Annotated in this window: 17 protein-coding genes, 1 other RNA gene, 1 pseudogene and 1 other annotated feature; of the genes and pseudogenes, 12 read left to right on the forward strand and 7 right to left on the reverse strand. The window is 38.0% G+C overall.

Features of this window, described 5'->3' with window-relative positions; genetic code table 11:
* Positions 1 to 32: 32 nt before the first annotated feature.
* Positions 33 to 1,252, forward strand: a protein-coding gene (locus Q9Q86_RS06940; protein WP_100833221.1) for an IS3 family transposase whose coding sequence is annotated in 2 segments (ribosomal slippage) — positions 33 to 309 and positions 309 to 1,252 — 1,221 coding nt in all. Because the reading frame shifts where the segments join, the coding sequence is not laid out codon by codon here.
* Positions 308 to 424 (forward strand) — a sequence feature (AL1L pseudoknot). (Overlaps the previous gene by 117 nt.)
* Positions 1,253 to 1,286: 34 nt before the next feature.
* Here Q9Q86_RS06940 and Q9Q86_RS06945 read toward each other — a convergent pair.
* The 3 genes and pseudogenes from Q9Q86_RS06945 to Q9Q86_RS06955 form a co-directional block, all read right to left on the reverse strand.
* Positions 1,287 to 2,796 (reverse strand): annotated as a pseudogene (locus Q9Q86_RS06945) (M66 family metalloprotease); the annotation flags it as partial.
* Positions 2,797 to 2,984: 188 nt separating this feature from the next.
* Positions 2,985 to 3,716 (reverse strand): histidine phosphatase family protein, encoded by a 732-nt coding sequence (locus tag Q9Q86_RS06950; protein ID WP_112987082.1) that lies wholly within the window; start codon positions 3,714 to 3,716, stop codon positions 2,985 to 2,987.
* A gap of 53 nt (positions 3,717 to 3,769) precedes the next feature.
* Complete coding sequence (locus Q9Q86_RS06955) at positions 3,770 to 4,627, reverse strand: 3'(2'),5'-bisphosphate nucleotidase CysQ (RefSeq protein WP_004962737.1); 858 nt, start codon at positions 4,625 to 4,627, stop codon at positions 3,770 to 3,772.
* Between the two features lie 11 nt (positions 4,628 to 4,638).
* Here Q9Q86_RS06955 and Q9Q86_RS06960 point away from each other — a divergent pair, with 11 nt between their 5' ends.
* From Q9Q86_RS06960 to Q9Q86_RS06975, 4 genes are all read left to right on the forward strand, one after another.
* Positions 4,639 to 5,343: an HAD-IA family hydrolase gene (locus tag Q9Q86_RS06960; protein WP_112987083.1), complete on the forward strand. Its 705-nt coding sequence runs from the start codon at positions 4,639 to 4,641 to the stop codon at positions 5,341 to 5,343.
* Positions 5,327 to 5,755, forward strand: a complete 429-nt coding sequence (locus Q9Q86_RS06965; RefSeq protein WP_004912009.1) for an RNA-binding S4 domain-containing protein — start codon at positions 5,327 to 5,329, stop codon at positions 5,753 to 5,755. The genes Q9Q86_RS06960 and Q9Q86_RS06965 overlap by 17 nt, the downstream gene beginning before the upstream one ends.
* A 159-nt stretch (positions 5,756 to 5,914) precedes the next feature.
* Positions 5,915 to 6,961: a recombinase RecA gene (gene recA / locus Q9Q86_RS06970; protein ID WP_004912011.1), complete on the forward strand. Its 1,047-nt coding sequence runs from the start codon at positions 5,915 to 5,917 to the stop codon at positions 6,959 to 6,961.
* Positions 6,962 to 7,007: 46 nt separating this feature from the next.
* Positions 7,008 to 7,490, forward strand: coding sequence for a regulatory protein RecX (locus Q9Q86_RS06975; RefSeq protein WP_112987084.1), 483 nt, complete (start codon positions 7,008 to 7,010; stop codon positions 7,488 to 7,490).
* A gap of 10 nt (positions 7,491 to 7,500) precedes the next feature.
* Here Q9Q86_RS06975 and ffs read toward each other — a convergent pair.
* An RNA gene (ffs, locus tag Q9Q86_RS06980) (signal recognition particle sRNA small type) lies at positions 7,501 to 7,597 on the reverse strand.
* Between the two features lie 324 nt (positions 7,598 to 7,921).
* On the opposite strand from ffs, the gene Q9Q86_RS06985 reads away from it, so the two are divergent.
* The gene (locus Q9Q86_RS06985) at positions 7,922 to 8,785 is read left to right on the forward strand and encodes a YbgF trimerization domain-containing protein (RefSeq protein ID WP_004962751.1); all 864 of its coding nucleotides are present in this window, start codon (positions 7,922 to 7,924) and stop codon (positions 8,783 to 8,785) included.
* 59 nt (positions 8,786 to 8,844) lie between these two features.
* On the opposite strand, the gene Q9Q86_RS06990 is transcribed toward Q9Q86_RS06985, so the two are convergent.
* The 3 genes from Q9Q86_RS06990 to Q9Q86_RS07000 form a co-directional block, all read right to left on the reverse strand.
* Positions 8,845 to 10,716, reverse strand: coding sequence for a SurA N-terminal domain-containing protein (locus Q9Q86_RS06990; protein ID WP_112987085.1), 1,872 nt, complete (start codon positions 10,714 to 10,716; stop codon positions 8,845 to 8,847).
* 139 nt (positions 10,717 to 10,855) lie between these two features.
* Positions 10,856 to 11,128 carry an HU family DNA-binding protein gene (locus Q9Q86_RS06995; RefSeq protein WP_004878739.1) on the reverse strand — a complete coding sequence of 91 codons (273 nt, stop codon included), beginning with the start codon at positions 11,126 to 11,128 and terminating at the stop codon, positions 10,856 to 10,858.
* Between the two features lie 167 nt (positions 11,129 to 11,295).
* A complete protein-coding gene (locus tag Q9Q86_RS07000; protein ID WP_004912022.1) occupies positions 11,296 to 11,751 on the reverse strand; it encodes a phasin family protein in 456 nt (151 codons plus the stop codon).
* Positions 11,752 to 11,960: 209 nt separating this feature from the next.
* Here Q9Q86_RS07000 and Q9Q86_RS07005 point away from each other — a divergent pair, with 209 nt between their 5' ends.
* From Q9Q86_RS07005 to hscB, 6 genes are all read left to right on the forward strand, one after another.
* Positions 11,961 to 12,608 carry a hypothetical protein gene (locus tag Q9Q86_RS07005; protein WP_112987086.1) on the forward strand — a complete coding sequence of 216 codons (648 nt, stop codon included), beginning with the start codon at positions 11,961 to 11,963 and terminating at the stop codon, positions 12,606 to 12,608.
* Between the two features lie 108 nt (positions 12,609 to 12,716).
* Positions 12,717 to 13,190 carry an Rrf2 family transcriptional regulator gene (locus tag Q9Q86_RS07010; RefSeq protein WP_004912027.1) on the forward strand — a complete coding sequence of 158 codons (474 nt, stop codon included), beginning with the start codon at positions 12,717 to 12,719 and terminating at the stop codon, positions 13,188 to 13,190.
* A gap of 1 nt (position 13,191) precedes the next feature.
* Entirely contained in the window at positions 13,192 to 14,409 is a 1,218-nt protein-coding gene (locus Q9Q86_RS07015) for an IscS subfamily cysteine desulfurase (protein ID WP_112987087.1), read from the forward strand.
* 78 nt (positions 14,410 to 14,487) lie between these two features.
* Entirely contained in the window at positions 14,488 to 14,874 is a 387-nt protein-coding gene (iscU, locus tag Q9Q86_RS07020; protein ID WP_004639432.1) for a Fe-S cluster assembly scaffold IscU, read from the forward strand.
* A gap of 31 nt (positions 14,875 to 14,905) precedes the next feature.
* Positions 14,906 to 15,226: an iron-sulfur cluster assembly protein IscA gene (gene iscA / locus Q9Q86_RS07025; protein ID WP_004912036.1), complete on the forward strand. Its 321-nt coding sequence runs from the start codon at positions 14,906 to 14,908 to the stop codon at positions 15,224 to 15,226.
* 85 nt (positions 15,227 to 15,311) lie between these two features.
* Positions 15,312 to 15,830 carry a Fe-S protein assembly co-chaperone HscB gene (gene hscB, locus Q9Q86_RS07030; protein ID WP_004954963.1) on the forward strand — a complete coding sequence of 173 codons (519 nt, stop codon included), beginning with the start codon at positions 15,312 to 15,314 and terminating at the stop codon, positions 15,828 to 15,830.
* Positions 15,831 to 15,839 lie beyond the last annotated feature (9 nt).

Below are 15,839 nucleotides of genomic sequence, written 5' to 3' on the forward strand. Positions count from 1 at the left end.
TCGGAGACCACTTTTCTTGAGAGAATGTCCCGATGAAAAAAGTAAAATACACCCCTGAAATCAGAGATAGAGCGGTTCAATTATTGATTGAATCTGAAAAAGATTATCCTTCTACTTGGGCTGCAATCACCGCTATTGCTCCCAAGATAGGTTGTACTCCTGAAACTCTACGTGTTTGGTATCAAAAATATTTAGATAAACAAAACCCAATTAAAGTACAGCAACTTTCAGATCAAGAACGTATTAAACAACTCGAACGTGAAAATAAAGAACTGCAACGTGCTAACGAAATTCTACGTAAAGCAGCCGCTTTTTTCGCCCAGGCGGAGCTCGACCGCCCACACAAATAATGGTGGATTTTATCCAGAACAATAAAGATCGATATGGTGTTGAAGCGATTTGTAGAATTTTACCGATTGCAGCTTCGACCTATTATCGGGCTTTAGATCTCGTTGATAACCCAGAACATCGAGCGAAACGTGCTCTGCATGATTTACATCATGCAGAGCAAATCAAACGTATTTGGAAAGAAAGTTTAGGTCGATATGGTGTGCGTAAGGTCTGGCAACAATTGAAACGTGAAGGTTATGTTATCGCACGTTGTACAGTTGCTCGATTGATGCAGAAGCTAGGTATACAAGGTGTTTGGCGTGGTAAGAATAAACAAACCACCCGTAGCCGAGATGATCAAAAACGAGCAGATGACTTAGTAAAACGCAATTTTAATGCAGATCATCCTGACCAGCTGTGGGTCGCTGACTTCACGTATATTCAAACTCATTCAGGCTGGGTCTATACCGCCTTTATTATTGATGTGTTCTCGCGAGCAATTGTTGGATGGAAAGTATCAACACGTATGAATACAGATATGGTGCTCGATGCACTGGAGCAAGCATTGCATGATCGAGGCATGCCAAAGAACGTGATTCATCATAGTGACAGAGGCGTGCAATATCTTTCCATTCGTTATACCAATCGTTTAGAAGCAGCAAATTTACGAGCATCAGTCGGTACGACCGGTGATTCATACGATAATGCTTTGGCTGAAACGGTGAATGGCTTATACAAAACAGAGGTGATTGAATATTTAAAAGCGGATTGGCAAGGTTTAGCGGATGTACAACTTGCGACACTAAACTGGGTAGATTGGTTCAATAAAGAGCGTGTACACAGTGCACTGGGTTATGTATCACCTTTTGAGTTTGAAGCAATGTACTATGATAAGATTAACCCGTTAGGTCAGGTGGCCTAACTTAAATAAAAAAGTCTCCGACAAACCCGGTACGGTTCAGTACTTTGGGCTGTGCAACTTCCATAGCTCGTGTTGTAGCATTCCACTTTTTATAACCAGTTAGTGAGTTTTTATCCCAGACATATCGATCAAAGGCAGGTTGAATCTTGAGATACGTACTATAGCCTGTGTAATGTGTATATTTCGAAATCGAACTCGCAGTCGAACCGCCAGACATCGCATCCCAACCATAAGCATACTTATTTAAAAAGTTTGGAACGCCATTACTACTATCTCCAAGATTTGTCGATGTCCAATTGAGATTACCACGCATTTTATTTCTAAAGGCGATATATCCCCAGCCACTATCTGCATGATGTGCAGCCCAAAACATATTATTATTCACGGAACCGGGATAATGCCCCAAACCATAGTGATGTCCAATCTCATGACTAAACTCATTACCTACAGAGTCAATCAGTGTTAGCATTCCATTACCACCACTCAAACCATGCGTGACGTCACCATTACTGTATTTACCGCGAGCATGATGTGTAACTACACTTTGTGTCAGTTGAGGCTGTTCTTGACTCGCCATAGAGGCACTGGTAATTCCCCAATTTGCTAGATTAATACCTACCCCAAAAGTTGACTTTGCCGTGTTTTCTCGCATATCACCACTATAGACATCACCAGTCGTTACACTGGCAGCATCATAAATTACCCCACTAGCAACCATGACTTTATCGAGTTTTAAATCGTCATATTTGGTGACAATCATTCGAGCAGCTGGAATAGTCTGAAAATAATCTGTTCCTGCTTTTGCTGGTTCTAACAGCATATAGTGACCGTTAGACTGAGGTGGATCGGTAAGTAATCCCAAACGAATATTTTGCACAACTAACTCACCTGGAGCGGCAAAATCAATATCTATCTCTGCTAAGTTACCACTACGATTAGTTAAGGGATCAATAATTCGAATATGCAAACCAACTTTAACTTCATTCCAATTCAAAGCAGTGCTCCAAGCACGTTTTGAATAGTTCACCTGTGGTCGTCCATCATTATTTGATTGATCAGATGCAGCCAAACGAGATGGCTCATCTAAATCTACCGTTCTCAGTAATTGATTGCCCTGATAAATTTCAGCTTTTAAAGATTGAATATTCCCCATCTCGATTAATGGTGTCACCAATAAAAGAGCCTCTTTCTCAGAGGTTAAACGAGGCATGTAATCTTTTTCATTATTTTTTGGATTAACCACATGACTTTGAGCAAATTGAATCATAGCTGAAAAGCTTCCATTCAAATCATTCCTCAAAGTACGAGCTAAACCTAATTTATCGTAATCATAAAAACCAAGAACCGTATCATCGATAACATCTTTTGTTGGCTCAGGGTATTTTACAGAAAAAGATGGATGAGAATCACCCAAACTTCCTGACCCCATATTACTTTCTGTTGATGAAGTACCACCACTTCCGCCGCCACAAGCACTCGCCGCCACAAGCACTTAACATTGCTGCAAGAACAGATAATGACAAATATTTAAGTTTTAAATACATCACATTTCCCCCAATAAACCGTAATAAATTATCAATAAAGATAAGTTTATGATTATTAGTTAATATTAATAAAATCATGCATTTAAAAATAATATCATCTTTACTAAAAGATAAAAAATATGAATTTAGGATATCTTAAAATATCTAAAAGATTTAGTTATCGTGATCTAGTCAGCTCTAAGGGTTAGTTATTTTTCTTTAAAATCTTTAATTAATAATTCTTGTTTTTGACCACGCCAAATCCATTTTAACTTGCTATTTGCAAAATCCTCACCCTCAAACCAAACAAATAATCCCTCCATCATATCTGGCCAGTCTGATTGTTGAATTTCTGTTTGACCTGAAATGACAGCTACAATTGCAGCCAAAATAGTGTCATGACTAACAGCAATACTTAAACCATTTTGATGTGTTGGATGTGTGTGATAAAGCAACTCAAGTACATCAAATACACCTGTAATAGGGTGTTTCATGCCAGGCAAAACATTATTCACAAAACTATTGATAAACCCCAATGCACCCTGTTTACGAAAATATGGTGCAGCTTGTTGAATGTCTAATACAAAACTACCTGGCTCAACCAATAATCGCTGTTCAACAATCTCTATCGTATGAGTGTTTTCACCCTTACGTAACTGATCAGCACCTTCAATCATTAAAGCCGCCGTATCAACACATCGTTGGATAGGACTAGAAATACAGTGATGTATAGCTCGATCAGTATTTTGTATGAGATATTGCCCCCAAGCATATGCAAGCTCTCGCCCTTGCTCAGTCAACTGCAAATCATAACCAGCAAAACCCTGTCCATTGACAAGTTCTCGCAATGAATGACGTGTAAATAAGGTGACTGGCGTTGAAGTGTCTGGCAATAAATCCACAGCTTCAAACATACTTTTAGGCAATAAATGTAGCGCCATAATATTTATGTAATATAAAAATTTAACCCACTATAACATGGGTAATATAACTCTCAATCTAAAATCCCAGAATGCTGTAATGCTTCATATGCAATTTTTTTGCAGTACTGATCTTTAAATGCGATAAAGCCACCATTAAGAACAGTATCTCGCTGATTATACAAAAATGGCTTAGCTTCTAGAGTCAGTAGGCCACCGCCAATACTTTCTAATAATGATTGACCTGAACTCGTATCCCATTCCGATGTTGGATGAAACCGTGGATAAATATCAATATCACCTTCAAGCATCATACAAAACTTATAGGCACTACCAGCTTCACGTCGCTCAACAGCACGATGTTTGAGTAATGGTTGAATAAAATTTTGATATTTAGGATTTTTACTGTTGTGACTTAATCCAATTTGGAGAGGCGTACTTAAGTCATGTTCTTCTATTTTGTATTGAAACCATTCATTACGGCTAAAACTGTATTTATAAGGAAGTTGATTGCGATAACCGATATACATGACCTGTTCACAAGGCACTGCAATAATCGCAAAAGTTGTCTGATGGTCTTCGATCAAACTTAAATTAGTCGTAAATTCATCACGCTCATGTATAAACTCTTTCGTTCCATCTAGTGGATCAAGCATCCAACATTTTTTCCATGACTTCCGCTCAGAATAATCACTCTCTTCCGATAAGACAGGTAATTGCGGCGTTATTGTTGCCAAATGCTTGAGTAGAAAATGATTTACCTTTAAATCAGCTTGAGTCACTGGAGAATCATCACTTTTTTCCTGAATATTAAACTCGCAACCAGCACAATAACTTTGGTATTCTTCCAACAATATTTGACTAGCCTGCGCCATAATTGGAACAAGTTGCATAATCAAGTCATCTTGTGGAGCGAGCGTTTTTATAAACATAGACCAACCTTATGTCATATTCAGATTTACAGCAAAAGCCTATTGCCATGTTCGACATGGATGGCACATTACTCGATTTAGCCTTTGATGATTTTATTTGGAATGAGTGTCTACCTGAACACCATGCTCAAGTACATCAATGCACTCTAGAACAGAGCAAACAGACACTATTTCAATTTTACCAACAACATAAGCATACACTATCTTGGTATTCTTCTGCGTACTGGACTACAAAAGTTGGAGTCGATGTTTTGCAACTCCAATACGAGCATCGAGAAAAAATCAAAGCGCGTTCCGGTTGCTTTGAATTATTAGAACAACTCAAACAAAAAGGCTATCGTTGTTGGTTACTTACTAACGCGGATAAAGCAGGATTACAGATAAAACTTGAGAATGTTGCACTGAGCCCTTACTTTGAACTTATGATTAGTAGTGAAGAATTAGGATACGCAAAAGAAGATGTTTCTTTTTGGCGTGAACTTCAGCAATTGCATCCATTTGATCCAACGAAAGCAATTTTTATTGATGATACAGTTGCCGTATTGAAAGGTGCAGAAAGTTTTGGAATTTCAAAACTATTTAGCATAGTACAACCATCAAGTAGCAAAGCTGCAAGGAATTCCAATGAACTTCCTTACCCCGCACTTGATGAACTCACTGATTTATTTGATTGTCTAGAAACCCATTTACAGGTAACAGATGCCAAAACAGCATGAACCAGAAAGCATGGAAGCCATGCGAATTGATAAATGGCTTTGGGCTGCTCGTTTCTTCAAAACACGCTCCATCGCAAAAGCAGCCATTGAAGGTGGTAAAGTTCATCACAATAATGAACGCGTCAAAGTATCCAAAGATGTTCGGGTTGGAATGGAACTGACCATTCAACAAGGATTTGACAAGAAAACTGTCATCGTAAAAGCCCTATCGTCTATACGTGGCGGCGCTCCTATGGCTCAGTTACTCTATGAAGAAACAACCGAAAGTATTGAGCGTAGAGAGTTGCATGCATCACAACGAAAATTGCATAATCTAGCCCGACCTGATCATCGACCAAGCAAAAAAGATCGTCGTGATATTAATCGTTTTAAACAAGAAAATGTTCAATCATGGTCTTATCATGATGAGTAATTTTTCTAATTTAAGGTGCGTCATCTTGTGTCGTATTGACGCAGGTCAGATGTAGAATAAACAACTAGAATCTGCCACTATACTCAAGTCCCAACAAGTTGAGATTCAATACATCCACTTGGGTTAGTCGTTAAGAATATAAAGTTTTGAGGTTTTGAGATGGATGATAATAAAAGTAAAGCGTTACAAGCTGCGTTAAGCCAGATTGAAAAACAATTTGGCAAAAACACTGTGATGCGCTTAGGTGACAATACTGTACAAGCAGTTGAAGCTGTATCTACAGGGTCATTAACACTAGATATCGCTTTAGGTATTGGTGGATTACCGAAAGGTCGTATTATTGAGATTTATGGTCCTGAATCATCTGGTAAAACAACAATGACATTGCAAGCAATTGCTCAATGTCAAAAAAATGGTGGTACTTGTGCATTCATCGATGCTGAACATGCGCTTGACCCACAATATGCACGCAAATTAGGCGTTGATATTGACAACCTACTAGTCTCTCAACCCGACAATGGTGAACAAGCGCTTGAAATCGCAGATATGCTCGTTCGTTCAGGTGCAATTGATTTAATCGTTGTCGACTCAGTTGCAGCATTAACACCAAAAGCTGAAATTGAAGGCGAAATGGGTGACTCTCATATGGGCTTACAAGCTCGTTTGATGAGCCAAGCATTGCGTAAAATCACTGGTAACGCAAAACGCTCTAACTGTATGGTGATCTTCATCAACCAAATTCGTATGAAAATTGGTGTGATGTTTGGTAGTCCAGAAACAACCACAGGTGGTAATGCACTTAAATTCTATGCGTCAGTGCGCTTAGATATCCGTCGTATTGGACAAGTTAAAGAAGGCGATGAAATCGTTGGTTCTGAAACTAAAGTCAAAGTTGTAAAAAACAAAATGGCTCCTCCTTTCCGCGAAGCAGTATTCCAAATCATGTACGGTAAAGGAACTAATCAACTAGGTGAATTAGTTGACCTCGCCGTACAACAAGATATTGTTCAAAAAGCGGGTGCATGGTACTCATACCAAGGCAACAAAATCGGACAAGGTAAAAACAACGTAATTCGTTATTTTGAAGAGAATTCGAAAATCGCTGCTGAAATTGAGAAGGTTGTTCGCGAGCAATTACTCACCAAAAACAATCCTGAAGCAGCACCTACAGAAGATGTAGAAGAACCAGATTTTTTAGAAAGTTAAACTGAAACGCCCTTCGGGGCGTTTTTCTTTCATGAGGATATAAAACTTGTTTAATTCTGAGAAAACAGAAAAACCTAAAACACTCACAGGTCAAAGACTTCGCTCTTATGCATTTGCCTTACTGACTCGTCGCGATTATTCACAAGCTGAACTTATAGCAAAACTAAATCAATATGCGATTAATCCTGATGAAGTTGCAAAACTCGTCGAAGAGCTAGCATCAAATAACTATCAAAGCGATCAACGTGTTGCTGAGCAAACCTTAGCAAGTCAAATACGCAAAGGAAAAGGTCTACAACGCATAAAACAAGCTTTGAAAGCAAAACAATTAGATGAAGAGCTTATTACAGAAGAGTTAAAAGAAGTTGATTGGTTAGAACAAGCATATCAACTAAAAGTCAAAAAATTTGGTACTGAGGTTTCAAAAGATCAGAAGATCAAGGCAAAACAAATTCGATTTTTGCAGTATAGAGGATTTGATATGAGTGTAATTATGAAAGCGATTGCTCGAACGAGCGATGAAGAATAATTGGTGGCAACCCTACCAGCAAGACTCCGGCACATCATAGATCTACTACCGTTGCTACCTTCCGGTCCTGGCGGGGTTCATAGAGTACAATTGCGAAGCTACCAGCAGGGCTACCATTGCCTGACAAAGTATAGAGATTTTTATTGGAGTTGCAAGGCTTGTCTCTATTTTTAATTCAGTTTTTGATTCAACTGCTTAAATCAACACCAACTATGTTTTTGTCTCGTTGAGAACATTATAATTTGTTTAATGTTTATACAAAACAAAACGTATTTTCTCCAAAAGTGCTTGAAGATTGTAAACACGTATTGCATTTAAATGTGTTGCTGTTTTAATGGCTAAATCTAAAAATGTTTGTTTGGTGTGTCTCAAGTAAAAAACAAAGCTTATTCACCCCACAGCTTTATTTTCAACTTTATGGATGAATTTTCATGCTAAAAAAGCATTCTGCAATTTTTATTGCACTACTTAGCAGTACACATTTGTATGCAAATATTCCTATTGAATCTCGTGCGTTAAGCCAACAATTTAATGACAACACAACTTCAGCACCCGTAAGCACAAATCTAAACTGGGATTTGATTCAGAAAAATCAGAAGCTCGAAGAAGAAGTTCGTAGATTACGTGGTCAATTGGAAGAGCATGAAAACTCTATTGAACTATTAAAGAAAGAATTAGCTAATCGATATACAGACTTAGATCAACGCTTAGAACTTTTATCACAAAAAATTGATCCACCTGAAGAAACAACGGAAGCTACAACAGAGTCAACAGCAGAAGCTGCAGCAGCACCAAAATCAGAACCGCCTTCCCCAGCCAATACAATACAACCAGATTCCCCTAAAAATACCTCTAATTCAACATCTACACCTGTGGTACAGGCAACACAAAATACTGCAACCACGAATACGACAAACGCTCAAATCGAATTAGAAAAAGCCGCATATACCGTTGCTTTAGATGCTTACAAACAAGGTGGAGCAAAAAAAGCGATCCAACCGATGCAAAACTTTATTAAAAATCATCCGAATGGTATTTATGTTGGAAATGCATATTTTTGGTTAGCTGAATTTTATCTAGCTGTAGAGCCTGTTGACTATAAAGCTGCAAAACAGAATTACAATATCGTGGCTACACGTTACCCAAACTCGGCTAAGGCACCAAGAGCGATTTACCAACTGTATAGCATTGCTAAAGAAGTGGACAAAAACACAGCTCTAGCAAATCAGTATAAAAACAAGCTGATAAGCCAATACCCACAAACAGAAGAAGCAAAATTTATTCAGAAAAAGTAATTTAAAACTTTTACCTATAAAAAAACCAGTTCATTTGAACTGGTTTTTTTGCTTAAGTCTTACTTAATCTTTGCTTGTGATTTTAGATACTCAGTATAGTCCTCTAAAATCTGCTGACCACGGAACTGCTGATATAACTTGGTTAACTCATTCAACTGTTCTGGTTGTAAAGCACTTGCGGCATTTGTATTGACCGTAGAGACCGCCACAATTACCAACTCATTAGGTAGTTGAGTCGTTGTAACTGACCACATACCTTCTTTAGTTGGCGCAGGGATACTAAATGCTGCGCGCTCGATAGCACGCTTTAAACCTTGTGAACGAGCAAAAGTACCTGCATCCTCAAAAATAATTTTTGAGTTTGCAACAACTTGTGCAGCAGGTTGAGTCTTAAATTCAGCTAAAATTGATGCGATTTTCGCTTGGGCAGCCTTATATGCTTTTTCCTCAATCACCTTAGCTTTGACTTCAGCAGTTGCTTGAGCAAGTGTCTTGAATCCAGCAGCACGATAATCACGCACCTTGATCCAGATCGTATCACCATTTGCTAATTGAATACTTGATGATGCATTGCGATCACCATTTTTTACATCATCATTAAACAATTTTGCTTTTACATTTAAATCGCTTAAATAAGGATTTTGCGTTGTTAAAGTAACACCTTTAGCAGATTCAACACGAACGCCTTTAACTTCTTGAGCCACGGCATCTAATGAATCATTCCCCACAACCATTTCATTTAGACTATTCACTGTATCGCTAAATAAATTGGCTTGTTTTGTTTTCTGCACTTCAGCAATTAAGCGCGGTTTTTCAGCTTCATACGATGGGATATCAATTGCAGGAGCGTTTGCAGCGATAATATGATAACCGTACTGTGTCTTAACTGGTTTAGAAATCTGACCATTCTTCAAAGAATTAACAGCGTTATCAAAGTCTGCTGAAAACACACCAGGAGCATAAGCTTCAACTAAACCACCTTGTGTTTTAGAAGAAGGGTCTTCTGAAAATTGCGCCGCAGCATCAGCAAATGACATGCCTGACTGAATTTTAGCGTATACATCATTTGCCAATTTCTGAGCTGTCGCTGCATCTCTTGAATCCGTTGTAATCAGAATATGTTTAACTTCTCGCTTCACATCTTTCTGTTGTTTATCAACGAATGCTTTATATGCCTGCTGTAACTCAGCTTCAGAAGGAGCTACATTTGCTTGTGGCAATAATGCTGGTGTTAAAACCACATAATCAACATCAACATTAGCAACCTGTTTAAATTGGTTTTTATGTTTGTTGTAATAATCTGCAATTTCTTGATTAGAAACAGTAATACCCTTTTTGTAATCATCTAACTTAATGCTAGCTAAATGCAAAGTACGCTGTTCTGTTTGTAAATTAGCAAGTTGCTGTAAATCAGATTTGCTTACCAAAGCATAATCCATCAATGTCGATGAAATCATTTTTAAAGCATGGTCTTGACGCAGACTAGCAACCAAGCCTTGATTGGTCATACCAACAGAGCGTAGATAATTTTCATAGAGCTTTTGTGAAAATTGTCCGTTTTCTTGAAAGCTAGGTTGTTGAGCCAACATTTGCTCAAGTTGCGTATCACTTAGGGAAATCCCTAGTTTTTCTGCTTGTTGTTGTAACAAGCTACGAGCAATCAGTGCATCTAATGCTTTTTCTTGAATAAGAGAGAGGTTCAAAAGAGACTCATCACCCTTTACTAAGGATAAATATTGATCTTTATAATTTTTAGTTGCTGTTTCTAATTCTTTATTAGAAATATCTTGGCCATTTACAGATTTTGCAACATCTGCTTTATTGCCTCCACTAAAATATCCTTCAATACCTACAAGCGCTAAAGGGGTCAAAAACAAAACTAGAAGGACTTTGCCAAGCCAACCCTTAATGAGTGTACGAAAAGATTCCATGAGAATTCCAATATTTTATTTCGGGGCAATTTTAACTGAAAAATAAAAGCGAATGAATGCAGAATAAAGCTCAAATCAACTTTTTCATTCGATAAATAAAAAACGCACCCGAGATGGTGCGTTTATTGATTTAAAAAGATTACGCAACTGAATCTTTCAAACCTTTACCTGGTTTAAAACTTGGTACTTTGCTAGCTTTAATTTGTAGCTCTTCACCAGTTTTAGGATTACGACCAGTACGAGCAGCACGCTCTTTGACACTAAAAGTACCAAAACCGACTAAAGTAACCGTATCACCCTTTTTTAGTGCTTCGGTGATCGATGCAATTGTTGCGTCAAGTGCCTTACCAGCATCCGACTTAGATACTCCCCCTTTTTCAGCAATCGCATCAATTAATTCTGATTTATTCATGATAAAAAATATCCTCTTAATATCGTTTGTTAAGATCCAAGGCTATAGTTTAAAAGGCCATGCCGCCTTTATAGCAATGCTTTAGGGGAGAACGCAATACTAGAAAGGCGTTTTAACCAAAATAAATACTGAAATACGACATAAACGGACGAGCGTCAGGAGTTTTTTTACTTTTTATTCAATTTGGCCTTTAATTGGTTATTTTCTTCAATTAAAGCATCAACTTTGATATGAAGCTGCACCAAAAGCTGTTCAATATGCTGTAGATCTTTAGGAGTAACCAAACCGATTCGATTTAAAGAGTGATTTACACCTGTATCTAAAATTTTTTCTACTTTGTCTTTAGTGTCAGTCACAGACTCTTTTGCCTTTTCAGTGACTTTCCCAACGGTGTTATCTGCAAAATCAACAGTTTTTGACTCAAGCTCTTCACCAACTTTTACAAGCGAGTCAAATAATTTATTTCCTTCTTCTTCAGCTCGTGAAAATGCACCTAAACCTGCCAGCCAAATTTGTTGTGTATATTTTTTGAAATCCAAAGCAGATTTTTTAGAACTCTTTGATTTTAATTTGGTTTTCACCTCAGCTTCTTCACCTGAATTTTCAAGGTTAGTGTTATCCATAGACCAATGCTCCTAAGCACTTTACAAACAGTATGTCGTATTTAACCATAAAAATGTTTTTATAATATCAAAGTTAAGACTTGATCGTTTTAAAAAACTGTTCTACAAAGCTACAAAGTCATGTAAATTAATATTAATCATTGAGCAAGGATGCTCAAGTTTATATGCTTTATGGTTATATCTATTGACTGGTAAGGAAAAAGAGACTCATGAGTGAAACGCAACAAAGACATAGGCATCCTCATTTGTTGCTAAACTTTGTTATCATTGTTTTAGAAACTTTTTTTTCATTTATCCTGACTCATGATTCAGCACTTCGTCTACAGGCGAAACGATTTATTGACCAGCGTGTAACTTTACGCATCAATAGCTATATCCCTTTCTTTGATTTTTATATTCAGTTCACAGACAAAGGATTGCTATTTGATATGCAGTCTTTAGATCGAAAAATTGATCTTGAAATCAATAGTACGCTGATCGATCTTACTAAAATATTTGTGTTTAATAATCAGCGCAGCATTCACAACATGCGACTTTTAGGTGAAACCTCACTTGCCGAAGAGTTTTTAGATTTAGCACCGCATTTGACACTCCCAAGCATATTTGCTAACTGGAAACAGTGGTTTAGTGCATTCAATGATGATGCTGAAACCTTAGCCTCACAGCAAAGAATTGCGCCTTTGCTAGATAAAATTGATCAACAACGCTCAGAAATAAACTCATTACTCGTGGAAGTAAAACAATATCAAAATCGAATCCATAGACTCCAAAAGCGCCAACGCTTGATCAATATCAGCTTTGCTGTATTTAGCTTTATTTTGATTGGTTTTTTTGTGTATAATATGTGGATACAATAAAAACTTTATATTTCACTTTTCACACACATATTGGCGATTAAAAAACTTGACTATTTTAGTCGGAATTCATAAAATTTAGACATCTAGTCTAACCATGTGTACCGAATCATGCGTCTTACAACTCGCGGTCGTTACGCAGTGACTGCTCTACTTGATTTAGCTTTGCAGCCAACTGAACAAACGATCACGCTTGCGGAAATAGCAGCACGCCAATCCATCTCTGTCGCTTATCTCGAACAATTATTCGCAAAGCTTAAGCGCCATGGGTTAGTTTCAAGCGTTCGTGGTGCAAATGGCGGATATCATCTTGCGCGTATTGCAAGTGAGATCACAGTGCTAGAAATCATCGAAGCTGTAAATGAAACTGTTGATGCGACTCGTTGCGACCATAAAGGAAACTGCCAAAATGGTGCAATGTGTTTAACGCATGACTTATGGCAAGAACTCTCCCATCATATTGCCGATTATCTCGCCAAAATCACACTTGCAGATTTAATTGCACGCGACAATGTACAAACTGTCGCCCTGCGCCAAAACTCTACAAGCTTTGACTCAGCTCTTTTATCGGTTACAGGTATTTGACATGAAACGTCCAATTTATCTTGATTACGCAGCAACCACTCCTGTCCTTCCTGAAGTTGCAGAACGTATGATGGAATGCTTAACCTTCGAAGGGACTTTTGGTAATCCTGCTTCCCGCTCGCATGCTTATGGTTGGCAAGCCGAAGAAAAAGTTGAATACGCGCGTGAACAAGTCGCTAATCTTATCAAAGCTGATCCACGTGAAATTGTGTGGACTTCTGGTGCGACTGAATCTGATAACTTAGCACTCAAAGGTATCGCTCAGTTTTATGGTTCAAAAGGCAAGCACATTATTACAAGTAAAATTGAACATAAAGCTGTTTTAGACCCATGTCGTGAGCTTGAGGAAGAAGGCTTTGAAATCACCTATCTCGAGCCAGAACCACGTACAGGTCTAATTACACCTGAAATGGTAAAAGCTGCTTTACGTCCAGATACAATCCTTGTTTCACTTATGATGGTGAATAATGAGATTGGTACAATTACTGACGTTGCTGCAATCGGTGAATTAACACGTGAGAATAAAACATTCTTCCACGTAGATGCCGCTCAAGCTGCTGGAAAAGTTGATATCGATCTTTCAACTATGAAAATCGATTTAATGAGTTTCTCTGGTCATAAAATTTATGGTCCTAAAGGTATCGGTGCATTATATGTTCGTCGTAATCCACGCGTTCGCTTAAAAGCGCAAATGCATGGTGGTGGTCATGAACGTGGTATGCGCTCTGGTACCTTACCAACACATCAAATCGTTGGTTTAGGTGAAGCGTTCGAAATTGCTGGTAAAACCATGCATGCTGAACAAGAACGTCTACGCAAATTACGCGACAAACTTTGGAATGGCTTACAAGACTTAGAACAAGTTTTCTTAAATGGCCACCCTACTCAAAACGTTGCAAATTATTTAAATGTCAGCTTCAACTTTGTTGAAGGTGAATCTTTAATGATGGCATTGAAAGATGCAGCCGTTTCAAGTGGTTCTGCATGTACTTCTGCAACACTAGAACCATCATATGTATTACGTGCTCTAGGTTTATCTGATGAATTGGCACATAGTTCAATTCGCTTTAGCTTTGGTAAGTACACCACTGAAGCTGATATCGATCACGTATTGACAATTACCAAAGCTGCTGTTGAGAAACTTCGTGAACTTTCTCCGCTTTGGGATATGTACAAAGAAGGTATCGACCTTTCAACAGTTGAATGGGCTGAACACTAATTCATTGAACTTGAATTGAAAAACGTGTTTTAACCCTCATATTAATATTAGGCTGACCCCGAGGTTTGGAGAAGCGAAATGGCTTATAGTGAAAAGGTAATTGATCATTACGAAAATCCTCGTAATGTGGGTGTTTTGGATAAAAATGCTGAAAACGTTGGCACAGGCATGGTCGGTGCACCAGCTTGTGGTGATGTAATGCGCTTACAAATCCAAGTCGATGATAATGGCGTAATTGAAGAAGCTCGCTTCAAAACTTATGGTTGCGGTTCTGCAATCGCATCAAGCTCCCTTGTAACTGAATGGTTAAAAGGTAAAACTCTTGATGAAGCTCAAGCAATCAAAAACATTGATATTGCAACAGAGCTTGCCCTTCCACCAGTAAAAGTACACTGCTCTGTATTGGCTGAAGATGCGATTAAAGCTGCGATTGAAGATTATCGTGGCAAAAAAGCGAAAGCTTAATAGTTTAACGACGTAACACATTGGAGTTTTCATGATCCATTTAACTGAAAATGCTGCGACTCACATCAGCAATTACCTACAGAATCGTGGTAAGGGTGAAGGCATTCGTGTTGGTGTGAAAACTTCGGGTTGCTCTGGATTAGCTTATGTACTTGAGTTTGTTGACGATGTTGACACACATGATCAAGTATTTGAGCAGTTCGGTGTTAAAGTTTTTGTGGATCCTAAAAGCTTAGTTTATCTCGAAGGTTTAGAGATGGACTATGTTAAAAATGGTCTCAATGAAGGCTTTGAGTTCAACAACCCAAATCAAAAAGGTGAATGTGGCTGTGGTGAATCATTTACAGTCTAAAATCATATCACCCTCTTTTTTATTCATTAAAACAGTGTGTTCCGCACTGTTTTAATGTATTTATCAATAGCGGAATTCATCTCCCATGAATCATTTTGAGTTGTTCCAATTACCCGAAGCACTCGATATAGATTTGGCAGCTTTAAAAAAACAGTTTTTGAATTTGCAACAGCAATATCATCCAGATAAAGCTGCTGACAAAGATCAGGCGTTAATTAAGTCAAGTGAAATCAATCAAGCGTTTAAAGTACTTTCACAAGTTGATAGTCGTGCTGCATATTTACTTGCCTTAAAAAAGCAAGATCATCATCTTGATCAATCCATCAGTGATTTTGAATTTCTACAATCAGCACTTGAGATGCGCGAGCAACTTGATGAGGCTAGATCAACAGATCAATTACGTACATTAAAAGTAGACGTTCAACAATGGATTGATGGATTAGTTCGCGAATTCAAAATTGATTATGCTGACGAAGATTGGGCTGAAGCTCGTGATACGGTACGTAAATTACGCTTTTTCCAACGCGTAATGAACGATATTGATAAAGCCGAAGATCGCATGTTAGATGAAGAAGATAGCTTCGACCTAGATGATGATTTTTAGTCTGCCGTT

Source organism: Acinetobacter sp. A22 (assembly GCF_030913345.1).
Lineage (GTDB): Bacteria > Pseudomonadota > Gammaproteobacteria > Pseudomonadales > Moraxellaceae > Acinetobacter > Acinetobacter junii.